Here is a 21240-nt window from a genome sequence, read left to right on the forward strand (position 1 = left end):
CGAACTCCGAAATGCGCTGATTCGCCCAGCAATCCGGCGATTTTTCGTCTGCCTAAGCTGCTTAAGCTGCTTGATCTTGCTGTTGCTGCGGCAGCAGACGCCGCCACGGAAGATAGATGACGATTGCGCTCAGCGTGGCGAATACAATCAGCACCACGGCGAAGAACCTCGACGTGTCCATGAGGTGCACGCCGATGGCCACCGTCGACCAGATGACGACTACTCCGCACACCCAATCATGCATGCGGGCGTTCATGAACACGGATATGGCGACCAGCAGCACCAGCAGCGCGAGCGTCGAGATGGACTGCACGATTATATTGCTGCCCTTGGGGTCGAAATAGCGCGAGACGACGTGCATGATATTCGCGATGGTCGCCACGGCGAGCCATGAGCCGTACAGCGACAGCGGCACCCAATCCAACAGGTTATGCTCCTGACCTCGGCTCATCGCGCACAGCGTCCAGACGGCGATCAGCAGCAGCGCGATCAGGATGATGCTGGCGAGGAGCTGGCGGCTATGCCAGACGGCAAGCCATGCGATATTCAGCGCGCAGGTGACGACGAACAGCGCCCCGCGCGTGGTTATCGGCAGCGGGCCGAGGCGTTCGCGGCCCTTGTCGCGGCTCAGAATCACCACCCAGAGTGCGAGCGCGATGTAGATCACCACCCAGATCGTGAATGCGTACCCCGCCGGCATGAACCAGGTTGTGGCCTCATTGGAGACTTCCTCCGTGGTGACGCCGCCCAGCTTGCCAAGTTCGGCGAAGGCGTTAAAGACCAGCATTGCCGCCCATGACGCCCAAAGAATAATTGCCTCGGTATGCATCCACGGCTGCGCGGCCCCGTCATTGGAGCCGCTGCCGGATGGCTTCGCAGAAACTCCTGCGTTGGCGGGTGTCGTGGTATTGGAATTGTCGGGCGTTGTCATGTACCTCTCCCTGACGTGTCTGGACCGTTATATGCGGACCATGCTGTGCTGTGGTTGTGCTGTGTGCCCGGATTCGGCATATCCGAAAACCTCATGCCTGCCGGATTACCATACCTGGTCGCAATGCCGAGTTCCGGCGCGCGAAACGGTTGGACAACCTGTATGCAAGTATATATCGGCCGCATGCATCGGATGCGGTGCCGATTCCAGCGCAATGTGCCTAGGATGAAGAGCCGCGTGTCGAAAGTCGAACACATGTTCGAAAATAGTCTGAACATGCGGTATTCTTGGGTGGAATCACGAACGGCTTATTGGAGGTATTCGGTGTCTTCTCAAACAGTGGCTTCTCATTCGGCAGCGCACAGCGCCCTGGCGCAGCACGACGCGGCCGCGGAACGCGTTCTGGACAGCGAATCGTTCCTTTCGAGGGAGCTGGCGAAGGCGCGTCTGAAAGGCTCGGATGGTTCGCTGGTAGCGGATATTTCGCATATTCCCAGTGATTTGAAGATCACCATCCAAGGCGCTCGCGAGCATAACCTGCGCAATGTCGATCTGGCGATACCGCGCAACCGTATGGTCGTGTTCACCGGGCTGTCAGGCTCGGGCAAGTCCTCGCTGGCCTTTGACACCCTGTTCGCCGAAGGCCAGCGGCGCTATGTCGAGTCGCTCAGCGCCTACGCCCGTCAGTTCCTCGGCCAGATGGACAAGCCCGATGTGGACTTCATCGAAGGGCTGAGCCCCGCCGTCTCCATCGATCAGAAGACCACGAACCGCAACCCGCGCTCCACCGTCGGCACCATCACCGAGATCTACGATTATCTGCGTCTGCTGTTCGCCCGCACAGGCATCCCGCACTGCCCGGTGTGCGGCGAACTCGTCAGCGCCCAGACGCCGCAGCAGATGGTCGATACCTTGCTTACCTATGCTGAGCGCACGCGCTTCCAGATACTTGCGCCGGTCGTGCGCGGGCGCAAGGGCGAATTCGAGGATCTGCTTGAGCTGCTGCGCGGCGACGGCTACTCGCGCGCGCTCATCGACGGCGAGATGCGCCAACTCTCCGACGACATCAAGCTCACCAAGCAGAAAAAGCACACGATCGAGGTCGTCGTGGACCGCTTGGTCATCAAGGACGGCATACGGCAGCGACTCACGGATTCCATAGAGACCGCGCTCAAACTGGCCAAAGGCATCGTCATCATCGACTTCGTGGATCTTGACGCCAAGGACCCAAACCGTCGCCGGCCCTTCTCCGAGAAGCGCGCCTGCCCGAACGGCCACCAGCTCGACCTCGACGAGATTGAGCCGCGCACTTTCTCATTCAACGCACCGTACGGCGCATGCCCGGAATGCACCGGCATCGGCTTCAACCTCGAAATCGACCCGGAGCTGGTGATTCCAGATCCAGACAAAACCCTGAGTGAAGGCGCCATCGAGCCGTGGGGCATGACCAAGGGCACCGGCGAATACTACCGCCATGTGCTCGAAGGCTTGGGCGAAGAGATGGGCTTCAGCCTCGATACCCCGTGGAAGAAGCTGCCCGAGGACGTGCGCCATTCCATCATGTACGGTCATGATTTCAAAGTCAACGTGTCCTATCGCAACCGGTGGGGCCGCATGCGCGAGTATTCGACCGGCTTCGAAGGCGTGGTGCGCACATTGATGCGCCGGCATGACGAGACCGATTCGGATCAGATGAAGCAGTACTACGAATCGTATATGCGCGAAGTGCCGTGCCAGGCCTGTCACGGCAAGCGGCTGCGCCCCGAGGTGCTGGCGGTCACGGTCAACGACCAGTCCATCGCGGATGTCTGCGATATGCCCGTGGAGCATGCTCTCGCCTGGGTCAACGAGCTGAAGCTGACTGGTTCTGCCGCGAAGATCGCCGGTGAGGTGCTCAAGGAGATTCGCGCCCGACTGGGCTTCCTCAACGATGTCGGGCTGAATTACCTGACCCTGTCGCGCGCTGCCAAAACCCTGTCCGGCGGCGAGGCGCAGCGCATTCGCCTAGCTACGCAGATCGGCTCGGGGCTGGTGGGCGTCATGTATGTGCTTGATGAGCCGTCGATTGGCCTGCACCAGCGTGACAACGAACGACTGATTTCCACGCTGCATCATCTGCGCGACCTGGGCAATACGCTGATCGTGGTCGAGCATGATCAGGAAACCATTGAGAAGGCCGATTGGCTGGTCGATATCGGCCCGGGGGCCGGCGAGCATGGGGGAGAAGTCATCTACTCCGGACCTTCGAAGCACCTCGTTGAAGCCTCGCGTTCGGTGACAGGGGACTATCTGGCCGGCCGGCGCAGCATCGCCGTGCCCGCGAGGCGCCGCAAGGTGCGCAAGACCAAGCAGCTCAAGGTCGTGGGCGCGCGCGAGAACAATCTGCGCAACCTGACCGTGAACTTCCCCGTAGGCGTCATGACCTGCGTCACCGGCGTCTCCGGCTCGGGCAAGTCCACGCTGGTCAACTCGATTCTCTACCCGGTGCTGGCCGACAAGCTTAACGGCGCGCGCATCGTGCCGGGCAAGCACACCCGCATCGAAGGCGTGGACCAGTGCGACAAGGTGATTCACGTCGACCAGAACCCCATCGGCAGAACGCCCCGCTCCAATCCGGCGACCTACACCGGCGTGTGGGACAAGATTCGCACGCTCTTCGCCAAGACGCCGGAGGCGCAGGTGCGCGGCTACGGCCCCGGACGATTCTCCTTCAACGTCAAGGGCGGGCGCTGCGAAGCCTGCCATGGCGATGGCACGCTCAAAATCGAGATGAACTTCCTGCCGGACGTCTACGTGGAATGCGAGGAATGCCACGGCAAGCGCTACAACCGCGAGACGCTCGAAGTCACTTACAACGGCAAAACCGTCGCCGATGTGCTCAACATGCCGATCGAGGAGGCCGCGCAGTTCTTCAAGGCTTATCCCTCCATCGCCCGGTATCTTGACACCTTGGTGCAGGTGGGGCTGGGCTATATCCGTCTCGGGCAGCCAGCGCCGACCCTGTCCGGCGGCGAATCGCAGCGCGTCAAGCTCGCCACCGAGCTGCAGCGCCGCTCGACCGGCAGCACCGTCTATATTCTGGACGAGCCGACCACCGGTCTGCACTTCGAGGACGTGCGCAAGCTGCTGCTCGTGTTGGATGGTCTGGTCGATAAGGGCAACACGGTGATTGTCATCGAGCACAACCTCGATGTCGTCAAATCCGCTGACTGGCTTATCGATCTCGGCCCGGAAGGCGGCGATGGCGGCGGCACCATCGTGGCCGAAGGCACGCCGGAGCAGGTCGCCCAATGCGAGGAAAGCTGGACGGGGCGCTTCCTCAAGCCGATGCTGGCATGACGAAGCCCGACGCTGCATCAGAGGGAAGGCTATGACAGGAATCATCGAGAGGCACAGCCCGGACGAATGGCGCAGAACGGCCAGCACGACCGCCAAGCGGCTGGGCGACTCGCGTGACCTGTTTCGCCCCAAGACCGGCGATATCCCGGCCGAGCCGGGCGTCTACAAATGGCGCGACGGCGAAGGCCGCGTGATCTACGTCGGCAAGGCCAAGAATCTGCGCAACCGATTGACCAACTACTTCCAGCCGCTCAGCCAGCTGCACCCGCGCACGCAGACGATGGTGCTCACCGCCAGAAGCCTGGAATGGACCGTGGTCGGCACCGAGCTTGAGGCGCTGACGCTGGAATACACGTGGATCAAGGAATTCGATCCGCGCTTCAACGTGGTGTTCCGCGACGACAAGACCTACCCGTATCTGGCGGTTTCGGTGGGCGAGGACGTGCCCCGCGTCTGGGTGACGCGCAACCGCAAACGCAAGGACACACGGTATTTCGGCCCGTACGCGAAGGTATGGGATCTGCGGCACTCGCTCGACAAGCTGCTCAAGACCTTCCCGGTGCGCACCTGCTCACCCGCCGTGTTTCATCGGGCGCAGATGACCGGGCGGCCGTGCCTGCTTGCCTCCATTGGTAAATGCTCCGCGCCCTGCGTGGGCCGGATTGGTCTGGATGAGCATCGGCGCGACTGCGAGCGGCTTGTCGGCGTGCTCACCGGACGTTTCGGCAAGAGCTATATCAGCTCGCTGACCCGCGAGATGAAACAGGCCAGCGCCGACATGGAATTCGAACGGGCCGCACGGCTGCGCGACCAGATTCAGATGCTGCAGACCGTCGGCGAGCAGAACGCCGTCGTGTTCAGCCAGGATGTCGACGCGGATGTGTTCGGCTTGGAATCCGACGAACTTGAAGCCTCGGTGCACGCATTCTTCGTGCGCTCCGGCTCGATACGAGGCGAACGCAATTGGAGCGTGGAGCGCGTTGAAGACGTCAGCGATACCGAGCTGATTTCGGACCTCATCGTGCAGGTGTATTCGGATATCGCGACAGCTGACAGCGCTGAAACACAGCATGAAACACAGCATGGATCGGAGCACGAAGCACGAGAAATCTCGAACTTCGATACCAGCGGCGAGACGAGAGTCAGCAGCACGACGGAAGGTGGCGTCGAGTCGCAAGATACGCCCGATGCGGCGCAGCCTAGCCATGCGTCGGTGCATATTCGCGCGCAGCGCAATGCCCTTGGCTCCACGCAAACCGTCACCGCCACCGATGCGCTGTCTCGCGCCCAGGCAACACGCGAACGACGAGAGCGTCAGGAGCAGACCGGACGGGCCGATCTGCTGGCGCCAATCGCCCCGATACCACGCGAAATCATCGTGCCGATCGAGCCCGCGCGCCGTGCCGAGTTGGAAACCTGGCTCAGCCAGTTGCGCGGCTCCGCAGTGACGATTCACGTTCCTGCGCGCGGCGAGAAGAAAGCGCTTATGGAGCGCGCCAACGACAACGCCAAGCAGGCGCTGCAGCGCAGCAAGCTCAGCCGCATCAGCGACATGGGCGCCCGCACCCAGGCGATGAATGACGTCGCCAAGGCGCTGGGCCTCAAGCAAGCCCCACTGCGCATCGAGGGATATGACATCTCCAACACCATCGGCGGCATCTTCCAGGTCGCTTCGATGGTGGTATTCGAGGATGCCATTGCGAAGAAGTCGGAATACCGACGATTCGCGATACGCGGCGACGACGGCAAAGGCGCTCTTGACGACTTGAGCGCCGTCTACGAGACGCTTACCAGGCGCTTCAAGCATGGCAACATCGCCGGTGACTCAGGCGAAGATCTCGAAAGCGAGCAGCGCATTCGCAAAGCTACGGAGCATGGCTTGGCTGAGGGCGCGGATACGAAAGAAGAAAACGCCAGTGACTCCAATGTTACCGACATTGCGGCTGCATCCGCTGCATCCGTTACATCCGCTGCTGACGCACCTGCGAATACAGCCGCAGCCGCAGATGCTGCCACAGCCGACGAGCCAATCGTGCAGCAGAACGCCGAACGCCATCACTTCGCCTATAAACCGAACCTGATCGTCGTCGACGGCGGCAAACCGCAGGTCATGGCGGCGGCCAAGGCACTGCGAGACTCCGGCGTGGACGATGTGGCCGTATGCGGTCTGGCGAAGCGGCTGGAAGAGGTCTGGGTGCCGGACGACGACTATCCGATCATTCTCAAGCGCCAGTCCGAAGGCATGTATCTGCTGCAGCGCGTGCGCGACGAATCGCACCGTTTCGCCATCACCTACCACCGCCAGACGCGGCGCAAGGGCGCTTTGCGCTCGGCGCTGGACGATATTCCGGGCGTCGGCGAAGCCTACCAGAAGCGGCTTCTCAACGCCTTCGGATCAGTCAGGGCGATGCGGCAGGCCTCACTCGAGGATCTGATGGCAGTCAAAGGCGTCGGCAAGGCGAAGGCCGAGACCATCTACAACGCCTTGCACAAGGATGGCTCATGACTCTCGTCGCCGGGCTTCGGCTAGCATAAGATTTCAGCGAGGGAGGCATTCATGTCAGCGTCGCGTCATCACGAGAGGGGAATCGCATGAACCGTGCAGACCATGCAGACCGCGCAGAGCAGTCTGCGCCGAAGCGTCGCTGCGCGGTGCTGGGCAAGCCCATCGCGCACTCGTTGTCGCCGGTGCTACACAACGCGGCATACCGAGCGCTGAATCTTGATGGCTGGGAGTACAGCCGCGAGGAAGTCGGCGAAGAGGAGTTCGAGGGTTTTCTCACATCGCTGGACGGTACGTGGGCCGGCCTGAGCCTGACCATGCCGTTGAAAAAAACCGTGATGGCCTATGGCACGCCTCAGGACCAGTGGAGCCGGGAACTCGGTCTCGCCAACACGGCGGTGTTCCGCAGTGAATCGGGCGTGCACGACGCATCGCACGTTGCTGCGGACAGCACGGTTGCGCACAGCACGGTTCCGTACAATGCTGCCGTGCGCGATATTGCGCTGTACAACACCGATGTCGATGGCATTGTGCTTGCCTTCCGCCATGCGTGGGAGACGACGGCCGCTGGTTCGCTGCCAGGCAACGGCAAGCCGGCGAATGTCGTGATTCTGGGCAATGGTAACACCGCGCTGTCCGCGCTTGCCGCATGCGTGGTGATGACAGCAGGCGCGAGAATCGCCGTTGTGGCCCGGCACCCCGATGCGAACCCCGGCATTACGCGGTTCGCCGAGCGTTATGCAGATGCCGTCAGCGTGCAGCGGCTCGCTATGGAGGGCGACGATTTGGATACAGCCGTCGAGCGCATGAGCGATGCCGACATCGTGATCAGCACCTTGCCGGCGCATGCTGCCGACGGCATCGCGCAGTTGGTGCACGCAAAGCTTGCATTAGACGCTGTCCATGGCTCCGTTCATGGCACTGTCCATGGCACCTTGCTCGATGTCGCCTACGACCCACGTCCCAGCGCGCTGCAACGCGCGTGGTCGCAGGCCGGAGGCACCGTAATCGGCGGCGAGGAGATGCTGCTGTATCAGGCGATTGTGCAGGTGTGCCTGATGACCGGTCGCGACGCGAGCAGGTACCGCGTCGCTGAGCGGGCAACGAGGGCTGCGGGGGGTAGGGACGCCTTGGGGGATTCACCAGCTGAGCAGAGCGTAGCAGCCGGTGACATGGACGATGTACGGTTGGAGCAGGCGATGAGAGACGCATTACAGGAGGCATGGTGAGCGAGGCAAACGCATCCGAGGAGAACTCATTCGAGGACAGAGCATTCGAAGACAGGGCGGCTGGCGTAGCTGACGGGACTGACGGTGCTGCATCCGGCGACGCTAACTCGTCGGCGAAGTCGCAGCAGGAGCAGGGGTCGGCAGATTCCGCATCAGCGGCTGCAGCAGGCGAGCCGAAGCCTGCGAACGAGTTCGAGGTGCTGCTCATCACCGGCATGAGCGGCGCAGGCCGGTCGCATGCCGCTGATTGCGTCGAGGATATGGGCTGGTATGTGGTCGACAATATGCCGCCGAAGCTGTTGGTGCCGCTGGTCGATATGATGACCGCCTCTGCCTCGAAGGTCCACAAGCTCGCCGCCGTCATCGACGTGCGTTCGCGCAGCTATTTCGACGATCTGTCGGTGGTGCTCGGCCACCTTGACGATCTGGGCGTCAAGACCAGGATCCTGTTCCTCGACGCGAGCGACGAAGTGCTTATCAAGCGCTATGAATCCGTGCGGCGGCCGCACCCGCTGCAGCACGGCAACCGGCTGATCGACGGCATCCACGAGGAGCGCGAGCTGCTGTCCAACCTCAAGGAACGCGCCGACACCGTCATCGATACGTCCAGCTTGAGCATCCACCAGCTTTCCACGAAGCTCTACGAGGCGTTGCTGGGCTCCGGGGCGTCCACGGTTTCCGTGCACATCTTCAGCTTCGGCTTCAAATACGGCATTCCGCTCGACGCGGACTTCGTCGCCGATGTGCGCTTCCTGCCGAACCCCTACTGGGTGCCGAGCCTGCGCGAACTGACCGGCCAGGACCGGCCGGTGAGCGACTACGTGCTGTCCAGCGACGGCGCAGGCGAATTCCTCGACGCCTACGAGAAGGCCGTGATGACCGCTATCGAAGGCTATGCGAAGGAAGACAAGCATTACGTGACCATCGCCGTGGGCTGTACGGGCGGGCAACACCGTTCGGTGGCGATGAGCGCCGCCTTGGCCCAGCGCCTACGTGTACATGGCCTGTCCGTGACGGTTTCGGCGCGTGAACTGCATCGGCGTCAGCGGAAACTCGGTGAGGCATAAATGCGCGCGCCGTTATGCAAATATCCATATCGTGAGATTTTCCATCTCAAATTTAATGACGCAAGGGCACTTTTGTCCAAGTCGTTAGGTAACACAGATAGCCGTGGCGTTGCGGGAATATCACCCGTTGACATGCCTTATCAGCATCAAGGAACGGGAAGTAGGAGGTCGATTCTTGGCTCTTCTTGACGATGTCAAAGGCGAACTCGCCGCAATAGAAAACGATTCGCCTGCTGCGAAAATGGCGCAGGCCTCTACGATGATGCGCTTTGGCGGCGGCTTGCGTCCGATGAACAATCAGGCCGTGATTTGCGCCCAGTTCGATTCGCTGCAGGCCGCAACCTGGCTGCAGGGCACTATCGCCGCGTACTTCCAGAAGGAGGCGACGGTAAGCCGCATCACGCGGCAGACGCCGAACGGCACGGTGCAGCGCTACGACCTGCTTGTGGAACGCGGCGCGACGGCGCTGGCGCTGCAGGCTGGCCTGCTCGATCGTCGCATGCGTCTGGTCAAGGGCCTGTCGGCCGATATCGTGGGCGGCAATATCGCCCAGATCAAGGCGGCATGGCGCGGGGCGTTCCTGGCGCGGGGAGCCATCTCCGACCCGGGCAAGGCCAGCTACCTGGAAATCATCTGCCCCTCGCATGAGACCGCGTTGGCGCTGCAAGGCGCTGCACGGCGGCTTGGCATTAGTGCGAAGGCCCGGCAGCTGCGCAGCTCGGAGCGTGTCACGCTGCGCGACCCCGATGCGATCGAACGCATGCTCATCCTCATGGGTGCACCGCATTCCGCCCGCGAATGGACTGGGAAGCGCTCAGACGGCGAGGCACGGGGCAAGGCGAACCGCCTGGCCAACTTCGATGACGCCAACATGCGCCGCAGCGCGAAGGCCGCAGCCGAGGCCAGCGAGAAGGTGCGCCGCGCCTTCGAGATTCTCGGCGACGACATGCCGGAGAATCTCAAGGTCGCTGGCCGTCTGCGCCTGGATCACGCTGACGCCAGCCTTGAGGAGCTGGGCCGGCTGGCCGAGCCGCCAATCACCAAGGACGCGATAGCAGGCCGTATCCGCCGTCTGCTGCAGCTTGCCGACAAGACCGAGAAGGCACGCCGGCAGAGCTGACTTGGCTAGGCCGGCAAGGCTTGGCCGAAGAATAGCCAGGCCTAAAGGGCATACAAGGCATACAATGAAAGCGTCGTGTTCGCATTGGGCGAGCACGACGCTTTGTTTATTGCTGACGGTATCATAAGTGTGGCGTACATCACGTCAGACTCTTCCCGCTTCAGTCGCGTCCAATGCGGGGGCGGCAAGGCGGTTAGGAAAGGATATTCATGAAGACTCTCAAGGATCTTGGAGATCTCAGTGGCAAGCGCGTCCTTGTCCGCGCTGATTTCAATGTCCCGCTCAAGGGCACTACCATCACCGACGACGGCCGTATCCGCGCCGCGCTGCCGACGATCAACGCACTGCGTGGCGAAGGTGCCAAGGTGATTCTCATGGCGCATCTGGGCCGCCCGAAGGGCAAGGTCGTTCCCGAGCTGTCGCTGGCTCCTGTGGCCAAGCGGCTGGGCGAACTGCTGGGCACCGATGTCACCCTGGCTTCCGACACCTACGGCGAAGACGCGCAGGCCAAGGTCGCAGCCTTGAAGGACGGCGACGTCGTGCTGCTCGAAAACGTGCGCTTCAACCCGGAGGAGACCAGCAAGGACGCAGCCGAGCGCTCGGCCTATGCCAAGAAGATCGCCGCGCTGGGCGACGTCTTCGTTTCCGATGGCTTCGGCGTCGTGCACCGCGCGCAGGGCTCCAACTACGATGTGGCCACCGATCTGCCGGCTGCAGCCGGCCTGCTGGTCGAGAAGGAAGTCACCGCGCTGTCCAAGGCCACCGACAACCCCGAGCGCCCGCTGACCGTGATTCTCGGCGGATCCAAGGTCTCCGACAAGCTCGGCGTGATCGAGAACCTGCTGTCCAAGGCCAATCGCCTCATCATCGGCGGCGGCATGGTCTACACCTTCCTGAAGGCCAAGGGCTATGAGGTCGGCGAATCGCTGCTCGAAGAGGACCAGATCGACAAGGTCAAGAGCTACATAGAGACCGCCGAGAAGAACGGCGTCGAACTCGTGCTGCCGACTGATATCGTCGTCAACGCCGGCTTCCCGGCGGGCGATACCCCGATCAACCCCGAGGTCGTTCCGGCTGACGCCATTCCGGCCGACAAGATGGGCCTGGACATCGGCCCGGATTCGGCCAAGCTCTTCCACGACAAGGTCGTCGACTCCAAGACGGTCGTGTGGAACGGCCCGATGGGCGTGTTCGAGGTTCCGCAGTTCGCCGAGGGCACCCGCGCCATCGCGCAGGCGCTGGTGGATGCGACTGCGGCCGGTGCCTTCACCATCGTGGGCGGCGGCGACTCGGCTTCCGCAGTGCGCAATCTGAACTTCCCGGAGAGCGGCTTCTCGCATATCTCCACTGGCGGCGGCGCCTCCCTCGAGTTCCTTGAGGGCAAGGAACTGCCGGGCCTGAAGGTGCTTGAGTAGTTCTCCTGCGGGAAAACGTATTCGTTGCGGGCATATCCTTGGTAAGGATATGCCCGCAATGCTATAATCGGCCTCGCGTTTGTCTGTGCGGCGCGATGTGGAGCCGGGCGAATTCACGCGGCGACATCCCGCATGAACGCGAACGCGCACAGGCATGAGAAAGGATGGCGGATGGCGGCGACACGCATTCCTCTGGTGGCGGGTAACTGGAAGATGAACTTCGATCATCTGGAGGCCACCTACTTTGTGCAGAAGCTGGCATGGCTCCTGCGCGATGCGCGATTCGACTACCGACGCTGCGAAATCGCCCTGATGCCGCCCTTCACCTCGCTGCGCAGCGTCCAGGTGCTTGTCGAAGCCGACAAGCTTTCCATGCATTACGGGGCGCAATCCGTCTCCGTCACCACGCAGGGAGCCTTCACCGGCGACGTCTCCGCCGACATGCTTGCACGGCTCGGCTGTCGCTATGTGATCGTAGGGCATTCGGAACGGCGCAAATACCATCCCGAGGATGATGCCAACATCGTCGACCAGGTGCGCGCCGTGCTGACCGCAGGCATGCAGCCGATCCTGTGCGTGGGGGAGAGCTTCGAGGAGCGCCGCCAGGGCATCCAGCTCGAATTCGCCGTCGGCCAGGTGCATGACGTCACTCGCGATCTGTCCGACGCCGAGGCTGCCAGACTCATCGTCGCCTACGAGCCGGTGTGGGCCATCGGCACCGGCATGGTCGCCACGCCACAGACCGCCCAGGACGCCGCCAAGGCCATCCGGGACGATCTGCGTGAGACCTTCGGCGCGCAAGTGGCCGAGGGCGTGCGCATCCTGTACGGCGGGTCGGTCACCTCCGGCAACGCCGCAGAGCTTATCGGAGAGGCCGATGTGGATGGCTTCCTTATCGGCGGCGCATCGCTGGATGTCGAGGAGCTGTCGCGCATCGCCAGGCTCATTGTGAAATCTGTCGGGAAGTCAGTTGGGAAATCAGCCGTGAAGCAACGGTGAAATCGACTCGCTGAGCATGCGAACTTGCGTTCGCGGCGAGAATACGCCATTTGTTCACCACCTTGCGCTATCCTTAAACAAGCATTCGTATATATGGAGGTTCACCTGTGTCCGCTATGGCCATCGTCAAGCTTGTCTTGGAAATCATTCTTGTCGTTTTCAGCGTTCTGCTCACGCTGCTGATTCTGATGCACAGGGGCAAAGGCGGCGGCCTGTCCGATATGTTCGGCGGCGGGCTGACGCAGAACGCCGGCACCTCGGGCGTGGCGGAGAAGAACCTGAACCGGTGGACCGTCATCATCGCTCTGCTGTGGGTGGCGATTGCAATCGCACTCGGGCTGATGTCGAAGTTCAACCTCGTTTGATGATTGTCGTCTGATACGGACGATAAAGGGCCTCATGATCGCTACGGTTATGAGGCCCTTCGCGTCGGTGAAATTTACTGATACGAAATTCACAGCATTGAAATTCGTACTGTTGGCCTTACAAAGTGCTAGATTGACCTATTCCCTATCCCGCCTCAACCGCTAAGGAATCCGATATGAGCGTAACCTCCGTTCCACTGTCCACCAGGCTGATTGTCGCCGATCTTGACGGCACGCTGCTGCATGACGCGCCGACCTTCGAAGAGCGTTTCCTCTCGCAGCGCTCCGTCGACGCGCTGGTGAAGGCGCACGAGCAGGGGTTGAAATTCGCCATATCGACCGCCCGACCGGTCAGCACGGGGCTGCATTTCGCACAACGGCTGCCGGTTGACGCATGCGTCTATCTCAATGGCGCATTGATTGATACGGATCCCGCACACTCGGATTTCAGCACGCTTACTTCTGGCGAGATGCCGACTGACGGGCATTTGCAGCGCATCGGGTTCTCCTCGCAGCGTGCATGCGAGACATGCCTCATGCTGCTCGATGCGATGCCTGGTCTGCAGCTCGGCATCGTGATGAACGATGTGCGGTACACCAATTTCGATGTCAGCGTGCTGTGGAAGACGCAGGAATATCGGATCACTGATTTCACCGATGTGCCCACGGGACAAGCCGACAAGATTTTCGTCATGCCGCAGCCTGAGCAACGCGCACAGCTTGCGAGTCTGATACCGCCTGATTTCAAGGTGAGCATATCCGAAGGAACCATGTGGATGCTGATGAATCCGCTGGCCAACAAGGAATCCTCGCTGCGCACTGTGTGTGAGCGACTTGGAATCGGGCTGGGGGAGACGGCCTCCTTCGGCGATGATCTCATCGATATCGACATGCTGAAAAGCTCCGGCACCGGCGTGGCCGTGGCCAATGCGAATCCTCGCGTGCTGGGCATCGCCGACGAGGTATGCCCGGCGAACAACGAGGACGGCGTGGCGCAGTGGGTGGAGCAGCTGATTGCGTGAACATGCACTGTGTTGTTGGCACACTGACAGCGTTGTTGGCACACTGACAGCACAAGGATGGTGAAGCCATATGAGCAGCGAAATTCAGCCTGAGCCATTTTCGGTCGTCCGTGGCGAAGGATTCCCGATTGTTTTCGCGCACGGCATGGGCATCGATCATCGTTCGATGATGATGCTCGATGATGCGTTCCCCGAGGGCACGAAACGCATCTACATCGATCTGCCGGGCTTCGGAAAGACGCAGGCGCTGCCTGAGCCGGGTGGCTTGCAGGATCTCTCCGACTGGCTGCGCGGCACGGTGGCTGCGCTTGTTGGCGAGCAGGACTATGCGCTGGTCGGCAATTCAATGGGCGGGGCGCTGGTGCGCGATCTGCTCGGCGTTCGCCCGGAGCATCTTGCCGGCATGGCACTGATCGCCCCTGTGGTCGATCCGGTGCGGGCTCATCGCAAGGTTGCTGAGCATACGGTCAACAATCCTAATGAAGCGTTGACGGAAACCTTGCCGGAGTCGCAGTCCTTTGATTTTCTGCAGATGGGCGTCAATCAGTCCTTCGAAGCCTGGCGGCGTTACCAGCGCTTTATTCTGCCCGGCACCCGGTTGTGCGACCGCGAGGCGACGATGCGGCTTAATGCCAGTTATCGACTCGATGCGAACCCTGAGGAGCGAATCGGCGTGTTCGCAGGGCCTGTCGCCATTATTTGCGGCAGGCAGGATCAGATCGTCGGCTATGAGGATCAGCGCGACCTGCTGCCGCATTATCTCAACGCCGTTTACACCGTGGTGGATGACGCCGGCCATAACGTGCATATCGACCAGCCTGACATCGTGCGCGAAGCGCTGCGCGACTGGGCAGGTCTGTTGCCGGCGTGATGTGGGGTGCGTGAAGCGTGGAGTATCGAAGAAGCCCTCCCGATCAGTGTGATCGGGAGGGCTTCTCTGATATTGAGCCGAATCGTGAGATTCAGGCCGCTACTTCATCAGTGCATCAAGTGCACCACATGCATCAGGCGTATCAGGCGTTGACGCGGTCGATGCCGGCCTGGGTGTCGGAAAGCACCGAATCCCAAGAGGCGATGAAGGAGGCGACGCCGTCGGCTTCGAGCTTGTCGGTGACCTGCTTGATGTCGATGCCCAGCTCGGCGAGCTTGTCCATGACGGCCTTGCTCTCCTCGTAGGTGCCCTCAATCGAAGGCGCGCCATTGCCGTGGTCGGCGAGGGCGTTCAGGGTCTTCTCCGGCATAGTGTTGACGATAAGCGGGGCGACCAGCTCATCGACATACTTGCAATCGGAGTAGGCGGCGTTCTTGGTGCCGGTGGAGGCCCAGAGCGGACGCTGCTTCTTGGCACCCTTGGCTTCGAGATCGGCCCAGCGCGAATCCGCGGCGAATTTCTTCTCGAAGAGCTCATAGGCGAGGCGGGCGTTGGCCACAGCGGCCTTGCCTTCCAGAGCCTTGGCCTCGTCGGAGCCGTTCTCCTCAAGCAGCTTGTCGACCGCGGTATCGACGCGGGAGACGAAGAAGGAGGCGACGGAGCCGATGTGCTTCAGGTCGTGGCCATTGGCCGCAGCCTGTGCGATGCCTTCGATGAAGGCGTCGATGACCTGCTCATAGCGCTCGAGCGAGAAGATCAGGGTGACGTTCACCGAAATGCCCTTGGAGAGCGTGGCGGTGATGGCCGGGAGGCCTTCGAGCGTTGCCGGGATCTTGATCATCGCGTTCGGGCGGTTGACCTTCTCCCACAGCTCGACAGCCTGGGTCTTGGTGTTCTCGGTGTCGTGCGCCAGACGAGGATCGACCTCGATGGACACGCGGCCGTCGACGAAATCGGTCTTCTCGGCGACTTCGCGGAAGATGTCGGTGGCGTTGCGCACATCAGTGGTGGTGAGCTCGCGCACGGCGGTCTCCACGTCGACCTTGCCCAGCTCCTTGAGCTGTGCGTCGTACGGGCCGACCTGGCTCAGGGCCTTCTGGAAGATGGAGGGGTTGGTGGTCACACCGACAACGTTCTTGTTGGCGATGAGATCCTGCAGCGAGCCGGACTCGATGCGGGTGCGGGACAGATCGTCCAGCCAGATCGAGACGCCGGAATCGCTGGTGCGCTGCGTTGCTTCAGTCATATTGTTTATCTCCTTATTCCAAACCAGATGCTGGCATGGGTAAATATTTCAAGGTCGGGGGCCGCCGCCAAGCATTTCGGGCGGCGGCCCCCGACTGGTTGCTCAATCAGGCCTTGGCCTCGGCGATGGAAGCCTTGGCGGCTGCCACGACATGCTCGGCGTCGATGCCCAGATCAATCATGTTCTGAGCGCCATCGCCCTGCAGGCCGAAGGTCTCGATGGAAACGGCTTTGCCGTAAGCGCCGAGGTACTTGTACCACGGCATGGCGATGCCGGCCTCGACCGAGACGCGGGCCTTGACGGCCTTAGGCAGCACGGACTCCTTGTAGTCCTCATCCTGCTCCTCGAACCATTCGGTGGAGGGGACGGAGACGACGCGGGCCTTGGTGCCTTCGTCTGCCAGGGTCTTGGCGGCGGCGACGGCCCACTGGACCTCGGAGCCGGTCGCCAGGATGATGACATCCGGAGTGCCTTCGGTGTCGACGAGCACGTAAGCGCCCTTCTTCACGCCTTCCTTGGCCTTCTCGGCGGTCTCGGCAAGCGTCGGGACGCCCTGACGGGTCAGGATCATGGCGGTGGGCAGGGTGTTGTCCTTCTCGAAGAAGGCGCGATAGGCTTCGGCCGTCTCGTACTCATCGGCCGGGCGAACGACCTCGACCTGCGGTATGGCGCGGAAGGCGGCCAGGTGCTCGATCGGCTGGTGGGTCGGGCCGTCCTCGCCGAGGGCCACGGAATCGTGGGTCCACACGTAGAGGTTCGGAATCTCCATCAGCGCGGCGAGGCGCACCGAAGGACGCTCGTAGTCGGAGAACTGGAAGAAGGTGCCGTTGAACGGACGGGTGTCCGAGCCGAGCAGGATGCCATTGGTGATGGCTCCCATCGCGAACTCGCGCACGCCGAAGTGCAGCTGGCGGCCGTACTCGGAGACCTCAGGCCACGTCTTGGTCGCATCGGCGTCGGGGCCGAAGGACTTGGCGCCCTTGATGTTGGTGTTGTTCGAACCGCCGAGATCGGCAGAGCCGCCCCACAGCTCGGGCATGACCGTCGCGATGGCGTTGAGCACAGCGCCGGAGGCCTTGCGGGTGGCGACCTTGGAGCCGGCCTCGAAGGAGGCTTCCAGATCGTCGATGGCCTTGTCGAAGCCTTCGGGCAGCTCGCCGGCCTTGATGCGCTCGTACAGCGCAGCCTTGTCGGGATTGGCCTGCTTCCAGGCTTCGAGCTTCTCGTCCCACTCCTTGTGAGCCTCAGCGCCACGTTCGCCAACCTTGCGTGCGTGGGCCAGAGCCTCATCATCGATGGGGAAGTCGACCTCGGGATCGAAGCCGAGAATCTTCTTGAGTCCGGCAATCGGCTCTGCGCCGAGCTTGGATCCGTGGGAGGATTCGTCGTTGGTCTTGCCCGGGGTGGGCCATGCGATCAGGCTGTCGACCTTGATGAACTTCGGGCGATCGGTGACCTGCTCGGCCTTGTCGAGGGCCGCAGCCAGCGCCGCAGTGTCCTCCTTGTAGGAGCCGTCAGGCTGGATGAAGCTTACTTCGTCGGTGTACCATCCGTACGCCTCGTAGCGCTTGAGGATGTCCTCGGAGAAGGTGAGCTTGGTGTCGCCCTCGATCTGGATGTGGTTGGCATCGAAGATCACGGTGAGGTTGCCCAAGCCCTGGTTGCCCGCGAGCGAGCTGGCCTCGGAGGAGACGCCCTCTTCGACATCGCCTTCGCCGCAGATGACCCACACCTTGTGGTCGAAGGGCGAAGTGCCCGCCGGAGCATCGGGATCGAGCAGGCCGCGCTCGAAGCGCTGGCCGTAGGCGAAGCCGACAGCGGAGGCGAGACCCTGGCCCAGCGGGCCGGTGGTCATTTCGATGCCGGGGGTCAGCCCGACCTCAGGATGGCCTGGAGTACGCGTGTCGGCGCCGCCGCGGAAGTACTTGAGGTCGTCGAGGGTCACGCCATAGCCCGAGAAGAAAAGCTGCACATACTGCGTGAGCGAGGCGTGGCCTCCGGAGAGGATGAAACGGTCGCGTCCGGCCCACTGGGGGTCGGCAGGATCGTGCTTGATGTAGTGCTGATAGAGCGTATAGGCCACTGGGGCGAGCGAGATGGGGGAACCGGGATGTCCGTGTCCGGCCTTCTCGACTGCGTCGGCGGAGAGGACCTTCGCCATCTTCACAGCGCGCTCGTCCAAGTCAGACCAAGTGAAATCGGTCATAGGTGATCTACTTTCCTTCCAATATTGCGAGCATCACGCATACGGCTTATGCCGCGGCATCTATGCCCTCACATTGCACCTTCATGGTAGCTTTCGCAGACGACTTGGCATCGCCGCTATGGCGTGTTTGATCGGGCTGTGGTTTGTGAACGTTCACGAAATGCGCATATTTCCGCCGAAATCATCCCAGAACGAAAGTATTAGCACTCCGGTTAACCGAGTGCTAATACAATAGACAAGGCAATCCGGCCATCGAATCCGTCCAACCGTGCGGATCGAGCGGGACATATAACGAATACGCAACGGGTATATGGATATAAACAGATACAAGGGAGGGAAGCATGGCGCAGTCACGTCGCATGATCGTTCTGCGCGCCGTGATAGAGGACTACATCCGCTCCCAGGAGCCGGTGGGTTCGTCCTCGCTGACGAAGCACCACGACCTGGGCGTGAGCTCGGCCACCGTGCGCAACGACATGGCCGCGCTGGAGGATGAGGGCTACCTCATCCAGCCGCATACCTCCGCCGGGCGCATTCCCACGGAGCAGGGGTACCGCTATTTCGTGGACCGTCTGTCCACGGTCGTGCCGCTGACGCAGGCCCAGCGCCGGGGAATCAGCCGATTCCTGCAGGGCTCCATCAGTCTGCAGGACACCTTGCAGCGTGCGGCGAGACTGCTGGCGAATATCACCGGGCAAGTGGCGGTGGTCTCCTCGCCGGCGCTGTCCAAGACGACGCTGCGGCACGTCGAACTCGTGCCCATCGCGATGAGCACGGTGCTTGCCGTGATCATCACCGACACTGGCAGCGTGGCCCAGCACACGCTTGACGTGCCGGCGATGCCCGAACGCGAGACCGTCTCCGCGTTCTCGAACCGCGTCAACGACCAATGCGTGGGGTTTTCCCTCGCCAAGGCCGCCGAGCAGGTGCGTCAGTTGGTTAAGCGCCCGGACATGACCGATGTACAGCGTTTGGCGACCGTGCTGGCGCAGGCCTTCGAAAGCATGGCCGAGGACGAGACCGCAGGCGATCTGTACATGGCGGGCACGTCGCGGCTTGCGCACCGGCGCAGCATCGTGGATCTCGCGCCGCTGTTCGATGCGCTTGAAGAGCAGGTCGTGCTGATGAAGCTCATGAGCTCGCTGAGCGAGGAAAGCTCCGGCGTGGGGGTGGCAATCGGCTCGGAGACCCACACCCCGGGGCTTATGCACTCGGCTGTGGTGACCAGCGGGTACGGGCACAGCTCGAATGATCTGCGTGGCGACGTGCAGGCGCAAGGGCAGGGCATGGGCACGCAGGGCGCTCTGGCTGGCAGTGATCAGCCGGTGGCCTTCGTCGGTTCGATAGGGCCGACGCATATGGACTATTCCACGACCATGGCGGCGGTTCGGGCCGTCGCCCGCTACCTGACCGTGTTGGTCTCCCATGATTCCTACGGCGCATATGATGCCGACGAGCAGGGTGGCGGGAGCTGATACCTGCTGGATTTGGCTGGCTGATACGTGCTGACCCAGCCTTATGGCACAATGACTGCGCGAACTAATGACTGCGCGAATATGAACCTGTGAATACGATTTATGCAGCTATGGCATGCACATACGTAGACTTGCAAACACCAACCCAAGGATTGAACAGTGGCAGATTATTACGAGGTACTGGGCGTCGAGCGCTCGGCGAACGAGGACGAGATTAAGCGCGCATACCGCAAGATGAGCCGGAAGTATCATCCCGATATCGCCGGCCCGGAATTCGAGGACAAGTTCAAGGAGGTCAACAACGCCTATCAGGTGCTGTCCGACCCTGACAAGAAGCGCATGTACGATTCGGGCGTCGACCCTAACGACCCCAATGCGGGCGGTTACGGCGCAGGCGGCTTCGACATGAATGACATGGGCGACATCTTCGGCCAGTTCTTCGGCGGCGCGTTCGGCGGAGCCTCACAGGGCCCCGTTCCGCGCACCCAGCCGGGCCGCGACTCGCTGGCACGTGTCTCCATCGATCTGAAGACGGCGGTGTTCGGTGGCACGGCGCATGTCAAGATCAACACTTTCGGCCTGTGCCAGCAGTGTGGCGGCTCCGGCTCGGCCAACGGCGAGCAGCCGATGACCTGCCCCGATTGCGGCGGGCGCGGCGTGCGTCAGAAGGTCGTGCGCACCATGCTGGGCCAGATGATGACGACGGCTCCCTGCGAGCGTTGCGAAGGCCACGGCACCATCATCGCCAATCCATGCCCGGCCTGCATGGGGCACGGCCGCGTGCGCACCACGCGCGAGGTCGGCGTCACCATCCCCGCAGGCATCGCCGATGATGCCCGGCTGCGCCTTGCCAATCAGGGCGAAGTGGGCGAAGGCGGCGGCGCAGCCGGAGACCTGTACATCGATATTCGCGTCAAGGCCGACAAGCGTTTCACCCGCGACGGCGACGATTTGCACTGCTGGATTCAGATTCCGATGAGTTGGGCGGTGCTGGGCCACGATCTCGACATCGACACCTTCGACGGTGAGGAGACGCTTTCCATTCCCGCCGGCTGCCAGCCCGAGCAGACGGTGATGCTCAAAGGGCTTGGCGTGACCCGCATGCGGCGCGGCGACGAACGCGGCGACCTGGTCGCGCACATCGGCGTGCACATCCCCACCAAGCTCGGCGATGACGAGCGCGATCTCATCGAACGCTTCGCGAACTCGCATGACACGGATTCGCAGCATATCGCGCAAAGTTCGAAGCCCGCCGCAGGCAGTGCCAAGAAGGGCTTCTTCGGGAAATTGAAGGATGCGCTGAGCTAGCTGGGTTTGGCTCACACTTTTTGATCGCGTTAGAAAAAGTGTGAGCCGAATCGAACATGCTGCGTTCGGTTTTACAACTGCTGAACAGTGGAATTTCGCCAATTATGTGGCATAAAGCTACCATTCGTCCTGTTCACTTGGCTC

Annotated in this window: 15 protein-coding genes; 12 read left to right on the forward strand and 3 right to left on the reverse strand. The window is 61.9% G+C overall.

Annotation, left to right across the window (positions count from 1 at the left end):
• Positions 1-61: 61 nt before the first annotated feature.
• Positions 62-931 (reverse strand): hypothetical protein, encoded by an 870-nt coding sequence (locus LKK40_RS03230; protein ID WP_304309170.1) that lies wholly within the window; start codon positions 929-931, stop codon positions 62-64.
• Between the two features lie 339 nt (positions 932-1270).
• Here LKK40_RS03230 and uvrA point away from each other — a divergent pair, with 339 nt between their 5' ends.
• The 10 genes from uvrA to LKK40_RS03280 all read left to right on the forward strand — a co-directional run bounded on the left by uvrA (position 1271) and on the right by LKK40_RS03280 (position 14861).
• Positions 1271-4270, forward strand: a complete 3000-nt coding sequence (gene uvrA, locus LKK40_RS03235) for an excinuclease ABC subunit UvrA (protein WP_304309172.1) — start codon at positions 1271-1273, stop codon at positions 4268-4270.
• A gap of 40 nt (positions 4271-4310) precedes the next feature.
• Positions 4311-6776 carry an excinuclease ABC subunit UvrC gene (gene uvrC / locus LKK40_RS03240; RefSeq protein WP_434734988.1) on the forward strand — a complete coding sequence of 822 codons (2466 nt, stop codon included), beginning with the start codon at positions 4311-4313 and terminating at the stop codon, positions 6774-6776.
• Between the two features lie 86 nt (positions 6777-6862).
• Complete coding sequence (locus LKK40_RS03245) at positions 6863-8002, forward strand: shikimate dehydrogenase family protein (protein ID WP_304309176.1); 1140 nt, start codon at positions 6863-6865, stop codon at positions 8000-8002.
• Positions 7996-9069, forward strand: coding sequence for an RNase adapter RapZ (gene rapZ / locus LKK40_RS03250; protein WP_304309178.1), 1074 nt, complete (start codon positions 7996-7998; stop codon positions 9067-9069). Before LKK40_RS03245 ends, rapZ begins: the two co-directional genes overlap by 7 nt.
• 175 nt (positions 9070-9244) lie before the next feature.
• Positions 9245-10189 (forward strand): DNA-binding protein WhiA, encoded by a 945-nt coding sequence (whiA, locus tag LKK40_RS03255; protein ID WP_304309181.1) that lies wholly within the window; start codon positions 9245-9247, stop codon positions 10187-10189.
• A gap of 209 nt (positions 10190-10398) precedes the next feature.
• A complete protein-coding gene (locus tag LKK40_RS03260; protein WP_304309183.1) occupies positions 10399-11604 on the forward strand; it encodes a phosphoglycerate kinase in 1206 nt (401 codons plus the stop codon).
• Between the two features lie 171 nt (positions 11605-11775).
• Positions 11776-12603: a triose-phosphate isomerase gene (gene tpiA, locus LKK40_RS03265; protein ID WP_304309185.1), complete on the forward strand. Its 828-nt coding sequence runs from the start codon at positions 11776-11778 to the stop codon at positions 12601-12603.
• 116 nt (positions 12604-12719) lie between these two features.
• The gene (gene secG / locus LKK40_RS03270; RefSeq protein ID WP_304309507.1) at positions 12720-12968 is read left to right on the forward strand and encodes a preprotein translocase subunit SecG; all 249 of its coding nucleotides are present in this window, start codon (positions 12720-12722) and stop codon (positions 12966-12968) included.
• A 176-nt stretch (positions 12969-13144) separates the two neighbouring features.
• Positions 13145-13990, forward strand: a complete 846-nt coding sequence (locus LKK40_RS03275; protein ID WP_304309187.1) for an HAD family hydrolase — start codon at positions 13145-13147, stop codon at positions 13988-13990.
• A 70-nt stretch (positions 13991-14060) separates the two neighbouring features.
• Positions 14061-14861 (forward strand): alpha/beta fold hydrolase, encoded by an 801-nt coding sequence (locus LKK40_RS03280; RefSeq protein WP_304309189.1) that lies wholly within the window; start codon positions 14061-14063, stop codon positions 14859-14861.
• Between the two features lie 142 nt (positions 14862-15003).
• Here the strand turns inward: LKK40_RS03280 and tal are convergent, their stop codons facing one another.
• The gene (gene tal, locus LKK40_RS03285; RefSeq protein WP_304309191.1) at positions 15004-16107 is read right to left on the reverse strand and encodes a transaldolase; all 1104 of its coding nucleotides are present in this window, start codon (positions 16105-16107) and stop codon (positions 15004-15006) included.
• A 106-nt stretch (positions 16108-16213) separates the two neighbouring features.
• Positions 16214-18313 carry a transketolase gene (gene tkt / locus LKK40_RS03290; RefSeq protein WP_304309193.1) on the reverse strand — a complete coding sequence of 700 codons (2100 nt, stop codon included), beginning with the start codon at positions 18311-18313 and terminating at the stop codon, positions 16214-16216.
• A gap of 341 nt (positions 18314-18654) precedes the next feature.
• On the opposite strand from tkt, the gene hrcA reads away from it, so the two are divergent.
• Complete coding sequence (gene hrcA / locus LKK40_RS03295) at positions 18655-19788, forward strand: heat-inducible transcriptional repressor HrcA (RefSeq protein ID WP_304309194.1); 1134 nt, start codon at positions 18655-18657, stop codon at positions 19786-19788.
• A 159-nt stretch (positions 19789-19947) separates the two neighbouring features.
• Positions 19948-21096 (forward strand): molecular chaperone DnaJ, encoded by a 1149-nt coding sequence (gene dnaJ / locus LKK40_RS03300; protein ID WP_304309195.1) that lies wholly within the window; start codon positions 19948-19950, stop codon positions 21094-21096.
• Positions 21097-21240: the final 144 nt, after the last annotated feature.

Source organism: Bifidobacterium tibiigranuli (assembly GCF_022655035.1).
In the GTDB taxonomy this organism is placed as follows: domain Bacteria; phylum Actinomycetota; class Actinomycetes; order Actinomycetales; family Bifidobacteriaceae; genus Bifidobacterium; species Bifidobacterium tibiigranuli_A.